Annotated in this window: 21 protein-coding genes; 10 read left to right on the top strand and 11 right to left on the bottom strand. The window is 40.1% G+C overall.

Translation table 11 applies throughout. The annotated features are described in order from the left end of the window. Nucleotides 1–76: 76 nt before the first annotated feature. Genes recA through OFN73_RS07850 form a run of 6 tightly spaced genes read left to right on the top strand, consistent with a single transcriptional unit; the run spans nucleotide 77 to nucleotide 4,913 of the window. Nucleotides 77–1,114, top strand: a complete 1,038-nt coding sequence (gene recA, locus OFN73_RS07875) for a recombinase RecA (RefSeq protein WP_270862960.1) — start codon at nucleotides 77–79, stop codon at nucleotides 1,112–1,114. Then, complete coding sequence (eno, locus tag OFN73_RS07870) at nucleotides 1,114–2,364, top strand: phosphopyruvate hydratase (protein ID WP_270862959.1); 1,251 nt, start codon at nucleotides 1,114–1,116, stop codon at nucleotides 2,362–2,364. The genes recA and eno overlap by 1 nt, the downstream gene beginning before the upstream one ends. Beyond that, nucleotides 2,364–2,912, top strand: a complete 549-nt coding sequence (locus OFN73_RS07865) for an FtsB family cell division protein (RefSeq protein ID WP_270862958.1) — start codon at nucleotides 2,364–2,366, stop codon at nucleotides 2,910–2,912. The genes eno and OFN73_RS07865 overlap by 1 nt, the downstream gene beginning before the upstream one ends. Then, nucleotides 2,909–3,643 (top strand): hypothetical protein, encoded by a 735-nt coding sequence (locus tag OFN73_RS07860; protein ID WP_270862957.1) that lies wholly within the window; start codon nucleotides 2,909–2,911, stop codon nucleotides 3,641–3,643. Before OFN73_RS07865 ends, OFN73_RS07860 begins: the two co-directional genes overlap by 4 nt. A 9-nt stretch (nucleotides 3,644–3,652) precedes the next feature. Further along, a complete protein-coding gene (locus OFN73_RS07855) occupies nucleotides 3,653–4,285 on the top strand; it encodes a nitroreductase family protein (protein ID WP_270862956.1) in 633 nt (210 codons plus the stop codon). Between the two features lie 10 nt (nucleotides 4,286–4,295). Then, nucleotides 4,296–4,913 carry a hypothetical protein gene (locus OFN73_RS07850; protein WP_270862955.1) on the top strand — a complete coding sequence of 206 codons (618 nt, stop codon included), beginning with the start codon at nucleotides 4,296–4,298 and terminating at the stop codon, nucleotides 4,911–4,913. A 75-nt stretch (nucleotides 4,914–4,988) separates the two neighbouring features. Here the strand turns inward: OFN73_RS07850 and OFN73_RS07845 are convergent, their stop codons facing one another. The 7 genes from OFN73_RS07845 to rpmJ form a co-directional block, all read right to left on the bottom strand. After that, complete coding sequence (locus tag OFN73_RS07845; protein ID WP_270862954.1) at nucleotides 4,989–6,794, bottom strand: Na/Pi cotransporter family protein; 1,806 nt, start codon at nucleotides 6,792–6,794, stop codon at nucleotides 4,989–4,991. Nucleotides 6,795–6,949: 155 nt separating this feature from the next. Beyond that, nucleotides 6,950–7,306, bottom strand: a complete 357-nt coding sequence (gene rplQ, locus OFN73_RS07840; RefSeq protein ID WP_270858509.1) for a 50S ribosomal protein L17 — start codon at nucleotides 7,304–7,306, stop codon at nucleotides 6,950–6,952. A gap of 9 nt (nucleotides 7,307–7,315) precedes the next feature. After that, the gene (locus OFN73_RS07835) at nucleotides 7,316–8,335 is read right to left on the bottom strand and encodes a DNA-directed RNA polymerase subunit alpha (protein WP_270862953.1); all 1,020 of its coding nucleotides are present in this window, start codon (nucleotides 8,333–8,335) and stop codon (nucleotides 7,316–7,318) included. 10 nt (nucleotides 8,336–8,345) lie between these two features. Continuing rightward, on the bottom strand, nucleotides 8,346–8,972 hold the full coding sequence (gene rpsD / locus OFN73_RS07830) for a 30S ribosomal protein S4 (protein WP_270858511.1): 627 nt from the start codon (nucleotides 8,970–8,972) through the stop codon (nucleotides 8,346–8,348). 18 nt (nucleotides 8,973–8,990) lie between these two features. After that, the gene (rpsK, locus tag OFN73_RS07825) at nucleotides 8,991–9,383 is read right to left on the bottom strand and encodes a 30S ribosomal protein S11 (protein WP_270858512.1); all 393 of its coding nucleotides are present in this window, start codon (nucleotides 9,381–9,383) and stop codon (nucleotides 8,991–8,993) included. 10 nt (nucleotides 9,384–9,393) lie between these two features. Continuing rightward, nucleotides 9,394–9,762, bottom strand: coding sequence for a 30S ribosomal protein S13 (gene rpsM / locus OFN73_RS07820; protein WP_270858513.1), 369 nt, complete (start codon nucleotides 9,760–9,762; stop codon nucleotides 9,394–9,396). A 3-nt stretch (nucleotides 9,763–9,765) separates the two neighbouring features. Beyond that, complete coding sequence (gene rpmJ / locus OFN73_RS07815) at nucleotides 9,766–9,879, bottom strand: 50S ribosomal protein L36 (RefSeq protein ID WP_270858514.1); 114 nt, start codon at nucleotides 9,877–9,879, stop codon at nucleotides 9,766–9,768. Nucleotides 9,880–10,119: 240 nt separating this feature from the next. On the opposite strand from rpmJ, the gene OFN73_RS07810 reads away from it, so the two are divergent. The 4 genes from OFN73_RS07810 (at nucleotide 10,120) to OFN73_RS07795 (ending at nucleotide 15,265) form a co-directional block, all read left to right on the top strand. Continuing rightward, complete coding sequence (locus tag OFN73_RS07810; RefSeq protein WP_270862952.1) at nucleotides 10,120–11,292, top strand: 1-acyl-sn-glycerol-3-phosphate acyltransferase; 1,173 nt, start codon at nucleotides 10,120–10,122, stop codon at nucleotides 11,290–11,292. Beyond that, nucleotides 11,270–12,100 carry a phosphatase PAP2 family protein gene (locus OFN73_RS07805; RefSeq protein WP_270862951.1) on the top strand — a complete coding sequence of 277 codons (831 nt, stop codon included), beginning with the start codon at nucleotides 11,270–11,272 and terminating at the stop codon, nucleotides 12,098–12,100. Before OFN73_RS07810 ends, OFN73_RS07805 begins: the two co-directional genes overlap by 23 nt. Then, nucleotides 12,081–14,561, top strand: a complete 2,481-nt coding sequence (locus tag OFN73_RS07800) for a PEP/pyruvate-binding domain-containing protein (RefSeq protein ID WP_270862950.1) — start codon at nucleotides 12,081–12,083, stop codon at nucleotides 14,559–14,561. The genes OFN73_RS07805 and OFN73_RS07800 overlap by 20 nt, the downstream gene beginning before the upstream one ends. 98 nt (nucleotides 14,562–14,659) lie before the next feature. Beyond that, complete coding sequence (locus OFN73_RS07795) at nucleotides 14,660–15,265, top strand: lactate utilization protein (protein WP_270862949.1); 606 nt, start codon at nucleotides 14,660–14,662, stop codon at nucleotides 15,263–15,265. A gap of 263 nt (nucleotides 15,266–15,528) precedes the next feature. Here the strand turns inward: OFN73_RS07795 and OFN73_RS07790 are convergent, their stop codons facing one another. From OFN73_RS07790 to OFN73_RS07775, 4 genes are all read right to left on the bottom strand, one after another. Beyond that, entirely contained in the window at nucleotides 15,529–16,113 is a 585-nt protein-coding gene (locus tag OFN73_RS07790; RefSeq protein ID WP_270862948.1) for a hypothetical protein, read from the bottom strand. Nucleotides 16,114–16,262: 149 nt separating this feature from the next. Further along, nucleotides 16,263–17,042, bottom strand: coding sequence for a bifunctional phosphoribosyl-AMP cyclohydrolase/phosphoribosyl-ATP diphosphatase HisIE (gene hisIE, locus OFN73_RS07785; protein ID WP_270862947.1), 780 nt, complete (start codon nucleotides 17,040–17,042; stop codon nucleotides 16,263–16,265). A gap of 63 nt (nucleotides 17,043–17,105) precedes the next feature. Continuing rightward, a complete protein-coding gene (locus OFN73_RS07780; RefSeq protein WP_270862946.1) occupies nucleotides 17,106–18,188 on the bottom strand; it encodes an SPFH domain-containing protein in 1,083 nt (360 codons plus the stop codon). Between the two features lie 8 nt (nucleotides 18,189–18,196). Continuing rightward, nucleotides 18,197–19,123 carry a branched-chain amino acid transaminase gene (locus OFN73_RS07775; protein WP_270858518.1) on the bottom strand — a complete coding sequence of 309 codons (927 nt, stop codon included), beginning with the start codon at nucleotides 19,121–19,123 and terminating at the stop codon, nucleotides 18,197–18,199. Between the last annotated feature and the right edge of the window lie 283 nt (nucleotides 19,124–19,406).

Here is a 19,406-nt window from a genome sequence, read left to right as displayed (position 1 = left end):
AATTTCGCCATATAACACAACCTATTATTAAAGTTATTTTGCTAAAATCAGCGGTAAATTTTTTTTAAGGAATAGTATGGACGAAGGAAAGAAAAAAACCCTTGACGCCGCGCTAAAATCGATTGACAAAGCGTTTGGCAAAGGCACTTTGGTTAGGCTTGGCGATAAGCAAGTCGAGGCGATCGACGCGATATCCACAGGCTCAGTCGGCCTTGATATCGCCCTTGGAATCGGTGGCGTGCCAAAGGGCAGAATTATCGAAATTTACGGACCAGAAAGCTCTGGTAAAACTACTTTGACACTTCATATCATCGCCGAGTGCCAAAAGGCTGGCGGAATCTGCGCATTTGTCGATGCCGAGCACGCGCTAGATGTCAAATACGCCGCAAATTTGGGCGTTGATACCGATAACTTATATGTTAGCCAACCAGACTTTGGCGAGCAGGCCCTTGATATCGTCGAAACCCTAGCCAAAAGTGGCGCGATTGATTTGATAATTGTAGATAGCGTCGCAGCACTTACGCCAAAGAGCGAAATCGACGGCGATATGGGCGATCAGCATGTAGGACTTCAAGCTAGACTTATGAGCCAAGCTCTTCGCAAACTCACAGGCGTCGTGCATAAAATGGGAACAACGGTGATTTTCATCAACCAAATTCGTATGAAAATCGGTATGACAGGATACGGCTCGCCAGAGACCACCACAGGCGGAAATGCGCTGAAATTTTACTCATCAGTGCGTATTGATATCCGCAAAATCGCCACACTCAAACAAAACGAGGAACCAATCGGCAACCGCGCGAAGGTAAAAGTGGTCAAAAACAAGGTCGCTCCGCCGTTTAAAGTGGCTGAATTTGACATTATGTTTGGCAAGGGCGTTTCCAAAGTCGGCGAGTTAATAGATTATGGCGTCAAACTTGACATTGTCGATAAAAGTGGTGCGTGGTTTAGCTATGGCGATACGAAGCTTGGTCAAGGCAGAGAAAATGCCAAAATTTACCTAGAAAATAACCCGGGTGTAGCCGATGAAATTCTAGGCAAAATAAAAGAACAAATGGGAAGCGAAGGCGTGAATTTAAGCGATTCTAGCGATGATGATAAAGGAGAAGAATAATGGTATTCGTAGAAAATGTGTATGCAATCGAGGTTTTAGATAGCAGAGGTAATCCGACGGTCAAAGCCACAGTCGAGCTAAGCGACGGCACGGTAGCGAGCGCAGTAGTGCCAAGTGGGGCAAGCACTGGCAAAAGAGAGGCTTTGGAGTTACGCGATAAAGACGCGAGATTTGGCGGAAAAGGCGTGCTAAAAGCGGTCGCTAATGTAAATGAAGCAATCGCTGAGGCAATCGTGGGAGCCGATGCGTATAATCAAAAATTTATCGACGATACTATGTTAGAGCTTGACGGCACTGAGAATTACTCAAATTTAGGCGCAAATGCTGTTTTGGGCGTCTCTATGGCGGTTGCAAGAGCGGCTGCAAAAAGCCTAAATATGCCACTATATCGCTATTTGGGTGGAGCTAACGCTAGCATTTTGCCAGTGCCGATGTTTAATATCATCAATGGTGGCGCACACGCAAACAACAGCGTGGATTTCCAAGAATTTATGATTATGCCATTTGGTTTCGATAATTTTAGCGACGCTTTACGCGCAGCAGCCGAGATTTATCAAACTTTAAAGAAAATCCTAAACGACGCAGGTCATAGCACAGCTGTGGGCGATGAAGGCGGTTTTGCACCAAATTTAAAAGACAACGAAGAGCCGATTAAAATCATTATGAGCGCAATCGAAAAAGCTGGATATAAACCAGGCGAGCAGATCAAAATCGCCCTAGATGTCGCTTCTAGCGAGCTTTACGAGGACGGAAAATACAAATTAGAAGGCAGAGAATTCACAAGCGAAGAGCTAATCGAATACTACGCGAATTTGTGCGAGAAATACCCAATTTTCTCAATCGAAGATGGTCTAAGCGAAGACGACTGGGACGGCTGGAAAAAGCTAACTGAGCGCCTTGGCAAAAAAGTGCAACTTGTAGGCGATGATTTGTTTGTAACAAACGAGAAAATTTTGCTAGAAGGTATCAAAAAAGGCGTGGCAAATGCGATTTTGATTAAACCAAATCAAATAGGCTCTGTTAGCCAAACCATGCAAACCGTCCGCCTAGCGCAACGCAACGGCTATCGCTGCATTATGAGCCACAGAAGCGGTGAGAGCGAGGACGCGTTTATCGCTGATTTTGCGGTCGCGCTAAATACGGGTGAAATCAAAACAGGCGCTACTTCAAGAAGCGAGCGCAACGCAAAATACAACCGCTTGCTTGAAATCGAGTGCGAAAGCGACGAATTTTTAGGCAACAAACTATAATGCTTTTTAAAAAAAAGGGTAGTGGTGCGCGCGAGCTTGGCTCTTACGCCCAGCGCGCACAATTTGGCGATGATAGCGAAATTTTAAGCCAAATCGGGGCTAAATTTTACGATGAGCAAGAGGGAAAAAGTGAAAATTTAGCCCGGGATTTCTACGAGCAAGAATTTGGCGCAAATTCGGCGCAAAAGCCAAATTCGGGCGCAAATTTTACGTCAAATTCTAGCCAAAATTCAGGCGCGAAAACGAGCGCCCCGCAAAGCCCAAATTCTCAAAATTCGCCAAAATTTAGCAAATCTAGAAATTTCAGAAAAATCGAATCGCCATTTAAAAAAATCGCCATTGCACTTTGCGGGTTAGTGGCTATCGCTTATGCTGGATTTTTCTTATACGATGTGCTTTTTGGCAAGCGTTCGTTGGAGGTTTTGCGCGATTTGCAAAAGCAAAAGGCGTTTTTGTTTTCGGATATCGAGAGGCTAAAAAGCGAAAATGCCGAGCTTCAAAAGACATATTTGGAGCGCAGATTGCTAGATCCGGATTTGGTTAAATGAAAATTTTACTACCCTTTTTATGCGCAGTTTTACTGCTAGCTGATACAAATTCTAGCGCGAATTTAGACGCCAATTCCACAAACAAAGACAAAAATTCAAGCGCAGAACAAAATTTAAGTGCGCCTAAATTTCAAGTCATAAAACCGATAATCCCGCCAGATGACTTTACCTCGCAGCTCTTTTCACTCCCCTCAAACGCCAAGGTAATCACACAAATCGTGGTGCGTTACAGCGACGAAAACGGCGCAACACAGGAAAAAATCATCGACATAAATCGCTCTGTGGATTGGCGAGATGATTTTATGATAAGCGCGCGAGCCAAACCTGCGCTTTCTAAAATTTTAGATGTTTCTGTCACTTCAAATGACCCAAATTTGGAGCAAAACGGCGGTATTTCTATGCCTAAGCCATACTTTACGCCACGCCTTGATTTGCCGTTAGAGACGATTAAATTTGACGATAAATTGCAGTTCGTTATCAAAAATCATAGTCTCGAAATCATCACAAAAGATGAGATTAAATCCCTCGACACAAACAAAAGCAAATTTGCAAAAATCGAGCTTTTTAGGGACGAAATGAAGCTTAGTCAGGCTGGATTTATGGTAAATGTGGGCGGGTTTTATGACATTAATATCACCAGAGATGAGGGCTTTTACACCCTCGAAATCAGTGGCGAATCAAACGCTAGCTTTGAGAATTTCGCCAATGGCTACATAATCAAACTAAAATAAGGAGCGAGTATGACACATACAGAAATTTTAAATTTTCGCCACGCATGCAAAATTTTTGACGAAAACAAAAAAATATCAGACGAGGATTTCAGAGCAATCCTAGAAGCTGGAATTTTAGCTCCAAGCTCGACTGGGCTTGAACAATGGGATTTTTTGGTTATACAAAATGATGAAATGAAGCAAAAAATTTGCAATCTTTGCTGGAAACAGCCTCAAATCACCACCTCAGCGCGCCTTGTCGTAATCATGGCGAAAATTTCTGAGCTCAAAAACGGTAGTGAATACATCGCCAAAATGATTTCTCGCCGTGAGGACAAAAGCGCAGAAGAGCGCGAGGCAAGGGTGAAATTCTACGATGAATTTTTAAATGCAAATTTCAAAAACGACGATGAATTGCTATTTGGCTGGTCGCACGCTCAGTGTATGTTCGCAGCGATGGCTATGATGAACGAGGCGGCAAGCCGTGGGATCGATAGCTGCGCAATCGAGGGGATTGATGATAGGGCTGAGCTTACAAGAGTGCTAGGATACGAGCCAAACGACCGCCGCGTGGCACTCGTGCTTCCGTTTGGATACCGCGTAAATCCACAGCCTAAAAAACTGCGCCGTGCATTTGACGATGTCGTAAAAGTGATAAAATAAAGGAAATTTCGTGAAAAAGCTTTTTTCTTTTGCCCTTGTTTGCGCACTTTTTGCCGGTTGCGCACACAAGGCCGAGTTTAAAAACGGCGCAGATGTCGCCCCGTATGATGAAAATATCCTAGTCGCAAACGCCATGCAGGAAGCCCAAATTTATATCCAGGCTGAGATTATGAGCGAGCAAACTTTCATCTCTTCAACTAGCCTTGGCAAAAAAAAGGATCTAACCCTTAGCCTTGGCGAGTTTGTCGGAGGCGAGACGAAGCGATTTATCGGCTCGTATTTGGTGCGAGCAAATACGATAAGCGATGAAAAACTCATAAGCCCTAGCGCGCTTTTAATCGTCCCGCAAATCAGCGATTTTAAATTTGGCTTTTATAGCGCAGACGGCTTCGATGTGACGGCAAAACCATTTATCAGCTACGATTTGAAGCTTAAAATTCTAAAAAACGGCAAGCCGATTTATAATAAAACAATCTCTACAAACGAAAGAAATTTCGGCGAGAGCGAGTTTTTCGGCGGAGGTGATGGCTCGTATGAGCAACTAGCCGAAATTTTCCAAAAAGCCCTTGCTAACGACTATGCAATCCATGCCAGAGAGATTATCGATACGATAAATTTGGCAGATTAATCCAAATGCCCCTTTACCAAAAGGGGCTAAATTTGGCGCAAATTTACTACTTAAATTTGGCATAAAAGCGAAATTTCACGCCTCTTTTGGGCGCAGATTATCGCGTATGATTTCAAAATCATCGTTTTCTTTGCCGTAATTAAATGTAATTTCCACGATTTTTAGCAATCTTGAAGTGATTTCATTGACGATTTCCATATCGTTCATCAGCGAGGTCGCCATTTTGTTTGAAATGAGCTTTTCGGCTAGAAGTTTATCGGGTGCAAGCGCGCTTTTGCGGTATTCTTCAAAAAGCGCCCTAAGCTCCTTCATACCCTCTTTGCTATCAATTTCGAAATCGCGCAAACTCTCCATAATGCGGAGCATTTTCACGATTTTTGCGCGCAGTTTGTCATATTCGGCGCGGATATGTTCGTTCGATGAGCTCATAAATTTAAAGATATTTGGCTGGATTAGTTTGACATCTTTTAGCGTTTCGGCTAGAAGCAGGCTAGCTCTGCGGATATTCATAAAGCGCGCCAAATCGCTGTCTTTGGCATTTGCGCTAGCGCCGATGAGATAGTCTGTGATTTGCGAGTAAAGCTCTTTGAAGCGGTTTTCGTAAAGCTCGTCGAAATTTATCTCCTTTGGCTTCGAGCGTTTGGCGATAATCTCGGCTGAGCCAAGCTCCGAGCTAAGGTCATTTTTGCTAATACTGATTGATTTTGCCACGATTGAGACAGTGTTAGAATACAGCCTGCCCATTTCTTTGATAAGCAGGATAAATGCGGTATTTGGCACCTTTTGCGCGTTTTCATCGAGAAATTTTGCCTTGATGATTTTGGCGCGTTTGACCTTGCCGGTGATGATTTTGTTTAGTAAAATTTCGAGTTTTGAGATCAGCGGATAAAAAATCATGCACCCAAAAGTATTAAAAATCGTGTGAAAAACAGCGAGTTTGAGCGCGTAATCATCGCTTTTTATCCCCACATACGCACTCACCCAGTCTGTGGCAAGCACAAAGTATTTTATCAGTGCGATTACCAAAATAGCCGTGGCGACATTGAAAATCACATGTCCAAGCATTAGCTTTTTTCCGTCGAAATTCGCCGAAAGTGAGCCGATGACTGCCACGATTGTGCTTCCGATATTTGAGCCAATGGCGATTGCGATTGCGTTTTCGTAGCTTATCTGCGATGCGCCAAGAGCTGCGATGACAAGGGCGAGCGTGGCGTGCGAGCTCTGGGTCAGTATCGTAATGACAATACCCACAAATGTGTAAATCAAAAGCCCGCCAAACCCGCTCATAGCGTATTTTGCTAGATCGACCGTGTCTTTGATCTCCTCAAATCCGCCTTTCATATAGTGGATTCCTAAAAACAAAAGCCCTAAACTAAATAAAAAATAGCCAAAACTTTTGGAATTTTGGTTTTTGGTGAATAAAAACAGCGAGCCTAGGATTATCAGAGGCATTGCGTAGTATGCGATTTGCGTTTTTAGCCCCAGGGCAAAGAGCCAACCGCCAGAAACCGTGCCCAAATTTGCCCCGCAAATGATAGCTAGCCCAGCGCTAAGCCCGATTAGCCCCGCGCTTAAAAACGATATCGCAAGCACGCTAACAAGGCCACTTGATTGCATAATAAATGTCGTTGTAAAACCAAAAATAAAGCTTTTAAATTTGCTAGAAGTTACGCTGTGCAAGAAATTTTCGATTATGCTTAGACCGCTTAGGGCTTGATTTAGCAAATTTATCGCAAAGATAAAAATGCAAATTCCAAAGGCGATTGTCATAAAGCTTTTCGAATACGCCATTAGCGCACAGGCGATGATAAGGATAAGGCCAAAGGCGATTTTGTGCCTTAAATCAATTAGTTTTTTTAAAAAATCATTTTGGATTTGCAACTTTTTCCTTTTTTTATTTTTGAGGCTTTTAAAAGTCGAAATATTACAATATTTTGCGTAAATTTGGGATTAAAATATAAATTTAAAGGTTGAAATTTAAAGGGAAATTTGAAGAATTTTAAAATTTAAAATTCGGGATTTCTCCCGAATTTTGATTATTTGCTAATTAGCTCGATGTATGCCATCTCAGCTGCGTCGCCACGGCGAACGCGAGTTTTGATGATGCGAGTGTAGCCACCATTTACGCCCTCGTATTTTGGAGCGATTTCGGTAACTAGTTTGTTTGTTGCGCCTTTATCTTGTAATGCAGCAAAAACAAATCTATGAGCTTCGCTATCGCCTTTTCTAGCTCTTGTGATTAGTTTTTCAGCATAACTTCTAAGCTCTTTTGCCTTAGGAAGCGTTGTCTCGATTTTGCCGCTATTTACTAATGCGATAGTTAAATTTTTTAGCAGTGCAGCACGATGAGACGAAGTGCGACCTAGCTTTCTATATCCGTGATTGTGTCTCATTTATTATCCTTAATTTTTTGATTGTGCTTTAAGCTCTTCAAGCTTTTGTTTAAGGCTATCTTTTTTGCTTAAAAATTCTGGTTTATCATTACTCAATGGATAACCGATTTCTTCCATAATGCCTTTAATCTCTTCAAGAGATTTTTTACCTAAATTTTTAAGGTCTTTTAGCTCTGATTCGCTCATAATAGCGATTTCACCGACAAATTTAATATCGGCTTTTTCTAAGCAGTTAAAGCTTCTTGCGCTTAAATTCAAACTATTAATGCTTTCAAATAATTTAGCAAATTCTGAATTTGTAGGGATTTGTTTTCCCAAAGTATCAGAAATATTGATATTTACTATGCCTTTGAAAACGCTTAGTTGTTGATACATAGCCTCTAACGCATTTTTAAATGCGTCGATTGCGCTTACTTGTCCGTCAGTTGTGATCGTAAATACTACTCTTTCAAAGTCTGGGTTATCCTCGACTAGGATATTTTCGATATCATACACTGCTTTTGTAACAGGCGTAAAGAAAGCGTCAAGCGCGATATAATCGCTATCAAGAGTGTCTCTTATCTCTTCGCTTGGAACATAACCAATGCCCTTTTCTACGATTAGAGTAAATTTCAAATCGGCATCTTCGTTAATAGTAGCCAAATATGCGCTAGGATTTACTACATCGACCAAATCGTTATTTAGATCACTTCCGCAAATCTCTTTTGGTCCTTTGAAGCTGTATTCTACAACCTCTCTTTTTGAATCGCCTTTGATTTTAAATCTTAGGCTTTTCAAATTTATGATAAATGCAGCAACATCTTCGAGCATACCTCTCATGCTATCAAATTCGTGGGTTACACCTTCGATTTTGACAGCAGTCGGAGCGAATCCGACAGTGCTAGTATATAGCAATCTTCTTAAAGGGTGAGCCAGAGTGACGCCGTATCCTGTCTCAAAAGGATATGCTACGATTTTAGCAACATTTTCGCTGACATTTTCAACCTTTAATTCAGTTGGCATATGAGCTGATGTTGTAATTTTTCTCATGTTTCACCTACTATTTAGAGTAAAGCTCTACGATAAATCTTTCCTCGACAGGAATAACTATTTCATCTCTTTCTGGAACGCGTGAGAAAATTCCATATCTTTTCTCTTTCTCTACATCGACCCAAGCAACGATACCTGTTTGAGCTGTCAAATCAACCGCTCTTGAAATTTGAGGATTGTTTTTGCTTTTTTCGATAACTTCGATTTTTTGTCCAGCTTTTACATTGTATGATGGGATATCTAGTCTTTTTCCATCGACTAAAATATGTCCGTGAGTTACAAGCTGTCTTGCAAAACGGCGAGTTGTAGCAAAGCCCATTCTATAAACTACATTATCAAGTCTTTGCTCTAATAGTTGGATTAAAATCGCACCTGTGTTTCCATCGCGACGAGCAGCTTCTGCGAATAGTTTGCGGAATTGTTTCTCGCTAACGCCATACATAAATTTAGCTTTTTGTTTTTCTCTTAGTTGTGAGCCGTATTCGCTAAGTTTAGCGCGTCTTTGTCCGTGTTGGCCTGGCGCATAAGGTCTTTTTAGAAGAGCGCTTTTTCCAGCTAGTCTTCTTTCGCCTTTCATAAATAAATCAACGCCTAGTCTTCTTTCTAATTTTTCAACTGGTCCTGTATATCTAGCCATTATATTCTCCTAAATTTATTATACGCGGCGGCGTTTTGGTGGTCTGCAACCATTGTGAGCCAAAGGAGTAATGTCTTTGAAATATGTAACTTTAATACCCTCAATAGCACCCACGCTCTTTACAGCAGTTTCTCTACCGCTACCTGGACCTTGAACTTTGATACCAACTTCTTTAATGCCATGCTCTTTTGCTTTGCCAAGCGCATCTTCTACTGCTTGTTGAGCTGCGTATGGAGTTGATTTTTTGCTGCCTTTAAATCCTAGTCCGCCAGCACTGCTCCATGCGATAGCATTTCCCATTTCGTCTGTAACTGTAATCATTGTGTTATTAAATGTAGCAGAGATATAAACGATACCTTTTGCTATATTTTTTCTAACGGTTTTTTTCTTAACAACTTTTCTTTTTGCCATTTCTTAATCCTTATTTAGTTGCCGCGCCGACAGTTTTGCGTTTGCCCTTGCGGGTTCTAGCATTTGTCTTTGTTTTTTGACCGCGAACAGGAAGACCTTTTCTGTGTCTTAAACCTCTATAACCACCCAAATCCATCAAAGCTTTGATATTCATCGCAACTTCTTTTCTAAGATCACCCTCAACCATATAGTTTTCTTGGATCTCTTTGCGGATTGTAGCAGCCTCATCTTCGCTTAGATCAGCAACTCTTTTGTCGTAAGAAATGCCAGTGGCATCAAGAATTTTTCTTGAAGTGAAAAGACCTATACCATAGATATAAGTTAGGCCATACTCAATTCTTTTTTTCTTTGGTAAATCAACACCTGCGATACGAGCCATAACTTATCCTTGTCTTTGTTTATGTTTTGGATTGTCACAAATTACATGGACAACACCTTTGCGTTTGACGACTTTACATTTGTCGCACATCTTCTTAACAGAAGGACGAACTTTCATCCTACACTCCTAAAATTTTATTCCGCTTAATGCAACTTGCACTTAGGTTTAACGAATTTCAGGCGAAAGTATCAAACCAACTGTTTTCAAAATAGCGGTGATTTTGAAAACACTTCTTCACGCAGTTAGTTGCAAAGGGTGGAATTTATCCAAATTTAGCTTTAAATTTACTTATTGGGCGTAGAAATTTTATAAAATTTATTGTAAAATGCCTGCTTATTTTATTTTCAAAGAGCAGAAGTGATTTCTAAAATTTTAGTTTGGATTATAGCAAATTCATATTTTCGAAAAATTACCAAATTTGACAATTTTGCCACAAATCGCGCCAAGTGCGCCAAAATTTTCGCCCTTTCACACAGAAACGGGGCGGTTGATGGCTGGGTTTATTCATACATTTTTAAAAATGCAGTTTTTACTCTTGCAAAGTCCCTTCAAAGGAATTTCTTTTTAAAAATTTTATTTCCAGGAATTGCGATTTTTCGCGAAAAAGACGAACCAAAAACCTACAAACAAAAAAATATACGAGCCTTTAAAAATATGCTAAACACCCTAAATCACACTCCGCTTTGCATATTTCCAGAGGGCACAAGTTCTCTTGGATTATCGCATTTGCCTTTCGAAAAGGGAATTTCTACGCTTAGTGCTACCTTTGTAAAACAAAATAAAAAATCCCTTGCAATCACGCCGTTTGCGATATTTTACGATGATCCGACCTGTATGGGCGGAAAGGTTTTTGTAAATTCGGGCGAGGAAATTATCGTAAATTCCATAAATTCAGATGAAATTCAAACAAATTTAATTCAAAATTTTGAAAAAATTTTAACCAGCTACAAAAGCGAAAAAGATATGCAAAATGCGCATAAAATCGCTATTTTAGCCACGCTATTTGATGAGAGCAAAAATTACGGCGAAATTTTATTAAAATTACAAAAGCGAAATTTTGCAAATTTGGTGCAAAATTTGCAAATTTACGAAGAAAAAATAAAAGGCAAAAATCTGCTTTTTTACAAAAAAATCGCAATTTATCCAAAAAATCTCCCTCTTTCTTTTTGGACTTTATTTATAACTTCGGTTGTGGTTTTGCCGACATTTGTGCTAAATTTTATCCCCATAATCTGTGCGTTTTTCGCTGGCAAAAAATCAGAGGAAATCCACACTATATCGCTATATAAAATTATTGTAGGATATGGAATCGGGGCGGTTTTTTACTTTATTTTGGCTGTTTTGGGTGTGGTTTTTGGTGGAGGATTTGGGGCTTTGATTGTGATTTTTGCCTTGATTTTTTCGCTATTTGGGTTTAGATTATACGGCGCTTTTAAAAAACACCTTTTTGCTATTTTAAATTTAGCAATTTTTCCAAACGCAAGAAAAGACTTTTTGAGATTAGAAAATGAAATTTGCACAAATTTATAAAAATATCTTACCGCATGAAATACTCTGGCTTGCGTTTTTCGGAATTTTGCTAATTAGGCTTTTGTTTTTTGGTGGCTACGAATTTAGCGTGTTTTGCGCGGTTTGCATAGGTGCGATAGTTTATAATATTTCTAGCAAAAGCCAAATTTTGCGTTTTGGATTTTATGTAGTTTTGATGAATTTAATCTTTGTCTTGCTTAGATACATCTCGCCCTTCATTAATCCTAGTGGCAAAAAAGACGCATTTTTATACAGCGTTGATTGTGCGCTATTTGGGGATTTTGCGGGTTTGTATTTACAAAAATTTCATAGCGAAATTTTAACTGAAATTTTTGCATTTTTTTATCTTTTATTTCTGCCACAACTGCTTTTCTTTTTTATATATTACATTGTCAAAAAAAATTTGACCCAAAAATTTTACACTGGACTTATGAGTCTTTATGCTATTGGGTTTTTGGGTTATATTTTTGTCCCTGCAATCGGTCCGTATGAGTTTTTGGCTCCGAAATTTCACTCCCCTTTGCAAGGATATTTTTTCTATGATTTATTAAACGAAAACTATGCAAAAGGAAGTAATCTAACCGATGTTTTTCCGAGTTTGCATTGTGGGGTTTCGTGCTTTATTTTGCTTTTTAATTTCAAATTTGATAAAAAACAATTTCGCATTTGGCTGATCCCAACACTGCTACTTTGGGTTTCTACGGTGTATTTGCACTATCATTATTTAATCGATTGCATTGTAGGTATTATGCTAGCTACGATTTGTTTTTATTGCGTAAAGGGAAAAAATGAATATATTAAAATTTAACGACCAAAAAGCCGTAAATATCGCGCTTTGTGGCGGAAAAGGTGCAAGTTTAGCCAAAATGAGTCAGGCTGGTTTTGCTGTGCCACAGGGCTTTATCGTTACAGCTAGTGCGTATAAGAAATTTATCGCAAATGCGAATTTAGAGCTAAACTTCGAGTATGGAAATTTAGAAATTTTAGAAAAACAGAGCGAAAATTTACGAAAAAAGCTATTACATTTGCCTCTGCCAGATGATTTGAAAGATGAAATCAAAGAAAATTTAGCGCTACTTGGCGCAAACAAATCTTACAGCGTCCGCTCATCTTCTACGCTAGAAGATCTTGCAAATTCGGCTTTTGCAGGGGCACACGATACATTTTTGAACCAAAAAGGCATAGATGAAATTACACAAAAAATCAAAGAGTGTTTCATCTCGCTCTGGCTTCCTCGCGCCATAGCCTATCGCCACAAACAAGGTTTTGCGCAAGAAAATGCCGATATGGCTGTGGTCGTGCAGGAGATGATTTTTGCCGATAAGGCTGGTGTGAGTTTTGCTATAAATCCAGTCAATGGAAATTTTGACGAAATTTTAATCAACGCAAACTACGGACTTGGCGAGTCTGTGGTGTGTGGGGAATACGATGTCGATGAATACCACATAGACAAAAATTCTCTAAATTTGATTTCAAGCGTTATCGCAAACAAGCAAAAATCCATTTTATGGGGAGAAAATGGCACTTATGAGAGCGAAATTCAACCAAATTTAGCAAATTTGGCTTGTCTTAGCGAAGATGAGCTAAAACAAATCGCGCAGCTAAATATAAAAACAAGCTCGCATTACGGCTTCGTCCAAGACATAGAGTGGGCGATAAAGGATAATAAGCTCTATCTTTTGCAATCTCGCCCCATAACGACAATTATCCCGCATTTTACCAGAGATGAATCAGCCGAACGCTATCCAAGCGTAATAACTCCGCTGACTTGGGATTATGTGGATTTGGCCTTTCATATCTCACTAAAACACTCGTTTGAGTTAATGGGGCTTCCAGCGTTTAATGGCAAATGGTTTGCGATGTTTGACAACTACATTTATGGCAATCAAAACGCGGTAAATTTGTATATGCAAACCCCGCCTTTAAATGTAAAAAATTTAGAGCAATTAGCCCAAATTTTGCCTAGTTTGAAACAAAAATTTAGCTACGCTTTTGCTTTGCCTAATTCTTGGAATATAAACTTATCGAATTATCTCTTGCAAATAGGCGGTTTAAAAGCCCAAAATTTAGACAACAAAAGCGAAAAAGAAATTTGGGAATTTATCCAAAGCTTAGTCGATGTCGGCACAGAGTATTTCAAACCAAATATCGCAATATCAATAACGCAATTTATGATTTATAAATTTTTTATGCGATTTTTGCAAATGATTGATGAGAGCAGGGCTGCTTCGTGGTTTGATGCTCTATGCACAGCACAAACCAAAACCAGCCTGATAAATAATGAAATTTTAAGTCTAGCTTCGCAGATCGCACAAAATAGCGAGCTAAAAGATATTTTTATTTCACGAAATTCAAGGCAAATTTTAAGCGAAAATTTACTCGATAAATTTAGCGATTTTAAAGCCAAATTTGAAAAATTTATAGATTTGCACGGACACAGAGAGGTCGAGTTTGACTCGTATATTCCTACATGGGAAGAGGCGCCACACATAGTTTTGGATAATATAAAAAATATCTTAAACAATCCTACTATGCAACACAAAAACAAATCCAGCGAAATTTCAGCCAAAACAAATAAAGCCCTTAGTGAAATTTTAAACGCAGTGCCAAAAAATTTGCAAGAATTTACCCTTGAATTTGCAAATTTAGTCCAAATTTACACTATGCTTGATGATGAGGAACACTACCAAACCACCAGACTAACGCCGATGATGAGAAAAGGCATAAAAGCACTTGGCGAAAAATTGGCGCAAAAACATATCATCGCTGAGCCTTACGATCTCTTTTTCGCGCATTTACAAACGCTAGAAACCGCGGTAAAATCTGGCGAGTATGAAAGTCTAGCAAGCGAGATTCAATCGAATAAAACCGCGTATTTGAAAAACAAAAATTTGACTCCGAAATGGGATTTATCGGTCGATGAAAAGAGCGAGTTTAACCCAAATGCCAAAATCCTAAAAGGGCTTCCTGCTAGCATGGGTGTGGCAGAAGGAAGTGTTTGCGTGGTGCGAAGTAGCGATGATTTTGCAAATTTTATACCAAATTCTATCCTTGTTGCGCGGACGACAAATCCAGCATGGACGCCACTTTTTTATAGCGCAAAAGCGCTGATTACCGAAAGTGGCGGTGTTTTATCGCATGGGGCAGTTAGCGCAAGAGAGATGAAAATACCAGCCGTAATGGCTGTAAAAAGCGTAATGCAAATTTTGCAAAACGGGCAAAAAGTGCGCGTAGATGGCAAAAATGGAATTGTGGAAATTTTGGATTGATTTGTAATTTTTAGCTAAATATATCAGAGCGCGTCCAAAACGGCTAAAATTTTTGCAAATTTTGATAAAATAACCAAATTTTATTTCAGGGGGCAGGTATGAATTTCGACAAAATAACCAAAAATTTGGAAAAATTAGGTTACAAGGTCAGCGCTTTTGAGAGCAAAGAAAAGGCTGTGGAGTATCTAAATATCTATATCCACGATGTCAGTGTGGGCTTTGGCGGTTCGATGAGCGTCAAGGAAATGGGGCTGTATGAGAGCCTCAGAGAGCACAACGAAACCTACTGGCACTGGCTACTTGACAAAAATCTCAGCGTCGATGAAACGCGCAAAAAAGCCCTTACGACCGATGTTTATATCTCGTCTGTAAATGGCATTTCAGAAGACGGCGAAATCATCAACATAGACGGCACCGGCAACCGCATAGCAGCGATTTGCTACGGGCACAAAAAAGTCTATTTCATAGTGGGCAAAAACAAAATCGCGCCAGATTTTGATAGCGCGATGAGCAGGGCTAGAAACATAGCCGCCGTAAAAAATACAAATCGCTTTAAATCAAAAACCCCATGTGTCGCAAACGGGGATAAATGCTACGACTGCAAGAGCAAAGAGCGCATGTGTAGGGGGTTTAGCATATTTTACTATCCGCCGTATGGCTGTGAATACGAAGTGATTTTGATCAACGAAAATTTAGGATTTTAAGCAAATTTCGCTGTTTTGCCTGAAATCACCTAGACCAAATCCCTACAATAATAAATTCAAAGCGTTTAAATTTAAATTTGTAATGAATTTAAAATTTAAACGCTAAATTCGCAAATTTCGCGCCATAATAAATTTTATTCAATCCTAAATTTAGGCAATTTTGCGAAGAATTAAAATAACATTTAATCTCATCTCTTTTGATTGTAGTTGTAAAACTAACAATTAGACAAAAAATTACAAATATCCAAGTTAAAATCTGTTTTTTATTCATAAACTTCCTTTCTGAAATTTTCAGGTTTATTTCCTTTAAAATTTAAAACAAAAATTAAAATTAAGAAAAACAAACTTGCCTTTAAACAAAAAAATGTCGTTTTTTCATTTCTTTCTGGTTCTTTGAGCTTGTTTTCATAATCGTATTTTATAAAAACTTTATCGTTTTTATCTTCGAGTTGCAATATGTGGTCGTAGTAAAACAAAATAGCTGGTTCGCTGTAAATTTTAACTCTCTCACCAATAAGTTTTGAGTAAATTTCACGCTCACTTTTGCGAATTTGATAAAATTTATGCTCTTTTTCGTTTAAGTCCAGTCGCAAAGTCCCGCCAGTGCCCTTTGCTTTATACCACGCTGATTGTAAAATTCCTTCGTTTATATCGAGATTTTCGAGCGTTCTTGGATTGTAAGACAGTGCCTTTAAATATCCCAACACTACAAGATAAAGAAAACAACCGATTAAACCTAATGACATTATCGAAATTACGGAGCTAAAAACAGATTTTGGCTTTTTAAAAACTCTGTAATAAAAAATCAAGTAAATATAGCTATTTAGCCAACGGCTTCGTAAATTCAATTTTATCCTTTGAACTTTCATATTTTTAACTCCGAAATTCGAAGCAATTCAGTAAAATTTAGAGAGAATTTGAATTTTTAAATTAAAATTTATGTGAATTTCCCTGAATTGCTTCGCTTTGTCCATAATGACAATGAATTCGCAGGATTTTATTTTTCCTGCCTTGAATTTTTCTCCTCTATCCCGCTGATACCCTCACGGCGTGCAAGCTCGCGCAAAATCGTCTCAGGGTGGATTCCATGATCCCCCAAAGCCACAAGCATGTGAAAAATAATATCCGCGCCCTCGTAAATCGCGTCGTATTCTGGATCGCCTGCTCTATGCTCGCCAAATTGCGCGCGCTGGCTACTTGGCGCAGATTTCGCACGGGTTAGATCCTTGCAAGCTAGCGCGAACTCGCACGCCTCTTCGGCGATTTTTTTAAGATAGCTATTTTCGCCCTTTTTATACAGGCTTGCGACATACGATTTCGCAGGGTCTGCGTTAAATTTCCTATCCAGACAAACATGGTAAATTTCATCTAAAATATCATAAGGCGAAATTTTGCGCGCAGTTTTGGGCGCAGTGTTTTCATCGCCCAAATTTTGCGAATTTTGCTCCAAATTCTCGCCGAATTTTACTTCGTTAAAAAAACAGCTCTTCTCTCCCGTATGACACGCCACGCCGCCCTTTTGCTCGACTTTGAGTAGTAGCGTGTCATTATCGCAGTCTAAAAACGCAGATTTTATGATTTGCTCGTTGCCGCTTGTTTCGCCCTTTTTCCAAATGCGATTTTTCGTGCGCGAAAAATAGTGCGCCAGCCCCGTTTCTAGCGAGAGAGCAAGCGCCTCTTCGTTCATATAGCCAAGCATCAAAACAGCCCCGTCGCTGTAATCTTGCACCACCACTGGGAGCAAGCCAGCGACCTTTTGCCAATCAACCTTAATCATAAAATCTCCGTTTTTGATAAATTTACGCGATTTTGCAATCCTAGGGAAGGATTGCAAAATTTATTATTCGCTAATCGCCGATTGTTGCGGTTTGTTTTTGGTATCGACCCAGATATTTGGCACCGCACCGCCTGGGGTTAGGAAAATCTGCGCGTCTTTGTTTTCACGCAAAGCCTCGTTGAATTTCGCCTGAGTTTCGATTTGCTTTAAATTTAGCAAATTTTGATTTAGGCTTTTTGCGATTTCTGTGTTTGCATACGCCTGCGCATCAGCCTCGATTTTCACGGCGTCCGCCTTACCTTGGGCTTCGATTTTTACAGCGTCTGCGTTACCTTTGGCAAGGGCTGCTTTTTTAAGAGCCTCTTGGTTAGCACGCTCGACCTCGTATTTGGTGCGCTCTGCCTCTTGTTTAGCGATTTGCACGCGCTCGATTTGCTCTTTGATTTTTGGCGGTAGGATTATCTCGCGAAGTTGCACAGCTCTTAGCTCCACAGGTGAGTTTGAAAGAGCGTCGATATTCGAGCGAATTCCTTGATCGATCGCCTTAGCGATTTCCTCGCGTTTGGTCGGAAGCTCCTCGGCTGGGTAGTTTCCGATGACGCTACGCACGACATCTTTGACGCGAGGATCGATGATTTTATCCTCCCATAAAAGCCCCCACTCCGCAATCGTCGCAGGCGCGGTGCTTTCGTTTAGTTTATACTGCACGGTGATATCCACGCTTACTGGCAGGTTACGAGAATCCAAAACCGAAAGAGAGTTTTTACGAATAATTCCGCCGATACTTCCGCCACTTGCCCTGCTTGTAGCCATATCCTCGTTGCTAGTGTAGTTGATGATACGCACACGGGTGTCGATGACAAAGATATCTTGGATAAACGGCACGAAAAAGTGGATTCCAGCGCCCAGCGGTGTGGGGTCGTATTTACCCAAATTTGACTTAATGCCAACCTCGCCTGATTGGATAGTGGCAAATGGTTTTGCGATGATAAAAAGCGCGATAATAGCGATTAAAAAGTAGAAAAAACCGCCGAATTTAAAGCCGCCTAAATTCTGCAAATTTGGCCCCTTAAAGCTAAATCCGCCATTTTCGTTGCCACCATTTTTTTTATTTTTGTTGAAATAATCATTTAAATCTGCCGGCATAATTATCCTTATTTGATATATGTGAGCCAGTGCTCAAATTTAGGGTCTTTGCCAGTAACGACCGCGAAATACGCTTTTTGCAATTTGCTTGTGATTTCGCCCATTTCGCCCTTGCCGATAATGCGTCCATCGATATTACTAATCGGCGTAACCTCAGCAGCTGTGCCTGTGAAAAACGCCTCATCAGCCGCATAGACTTGATCGCGTGAAATGCGTTGGCGAAGGACTTTTATACCCAAACTCTCGGCGATTTGGATAACTGAGTTTTGAGTGATTGACTCTAAGCTAGTATCGTTTGGCGGAGTGATTAGTGCGCCGTCTTTTACGATAAACAAGCATTCCCCTGGACCTTCTGCCACAAATCCTTGCGGATCAAGTAGTAGCGCCTCATCGTATCCAGCATCGACAGCCTCGAAGTTTGCCATTTGTGAGTTGAAATAATTCGCACTCGCTTTTGCCTTTGCCATCATTGAGTGTTGAGCAGGTTTCGCCCAAGATGAAATTTTCACCTTAATGCCCGCTCTTAGGGCTTCCTCGCCCATATACGCGCCCCATTGCCATGCAGCCACTACGGTATCGACTGGGACATCTTTTAACGAAACGCCCATAGAGCCGTATCCTAGGTAGATTAGCGGGCGGATATAGACGGTTTGATCGAAGTCGTTTTTGGCTACGACATCGATTTGCGCCTGACGCAACTCATCGAAGCTATAAGGGGTTTTGATTAGGCAGAGTTTGGCTGAAACTAAAAGTCTTTTTGTATGCTCATCAAGGCGAAAAATCGCATAGCCTTTATCTGTCTTGTAGGCTCTCACGCCCTCAAATACAGCGTTACCATAGTGAAGCGAGTGGCTTAAAACATGCGTTGTAGCCTCAGCCCATGGGATTAGCGAGCCGTTTTTCCAAATTAAATTTGCCGGTTGAACCTTTGCCATTTTACATCCTTTTTTGAAATTTAAATCCGTGATTTTATCTAAAATTTTATAAATTTTGACTTTTCAAATTCGTTTAATCTACTACCCAAAGAAATGCGAAGCATTTCAGTAAAAATAAAATCAGCTAAATTTAGAAAAACGAAGTTTTTCTAAATTTAGCCACTTCTAAGGTTTTACAGGGGTGGGGGTTGGTAAGGGGGAGGGTAGCGTCTCCTAAAAAGCGCGCCCTCCCCCTTACAGAGAATTTCAAATTTCGCTTAAAATTTAAAAAATCGTTCAATGC

This window comes from Campylobacter sp. JMF_14 EL1 (assembly GCF_027737585.1).
Lineage (GTDB): Bacteria > Campylobacterota > Campylobacteria > Campylobacterales > Campylobacteraceae > Campylobacter_B.
Note: the sequence above shows the minus strand (reverse complement) of the source record. Positions and strands in the feature narration are given on the sequence as shown.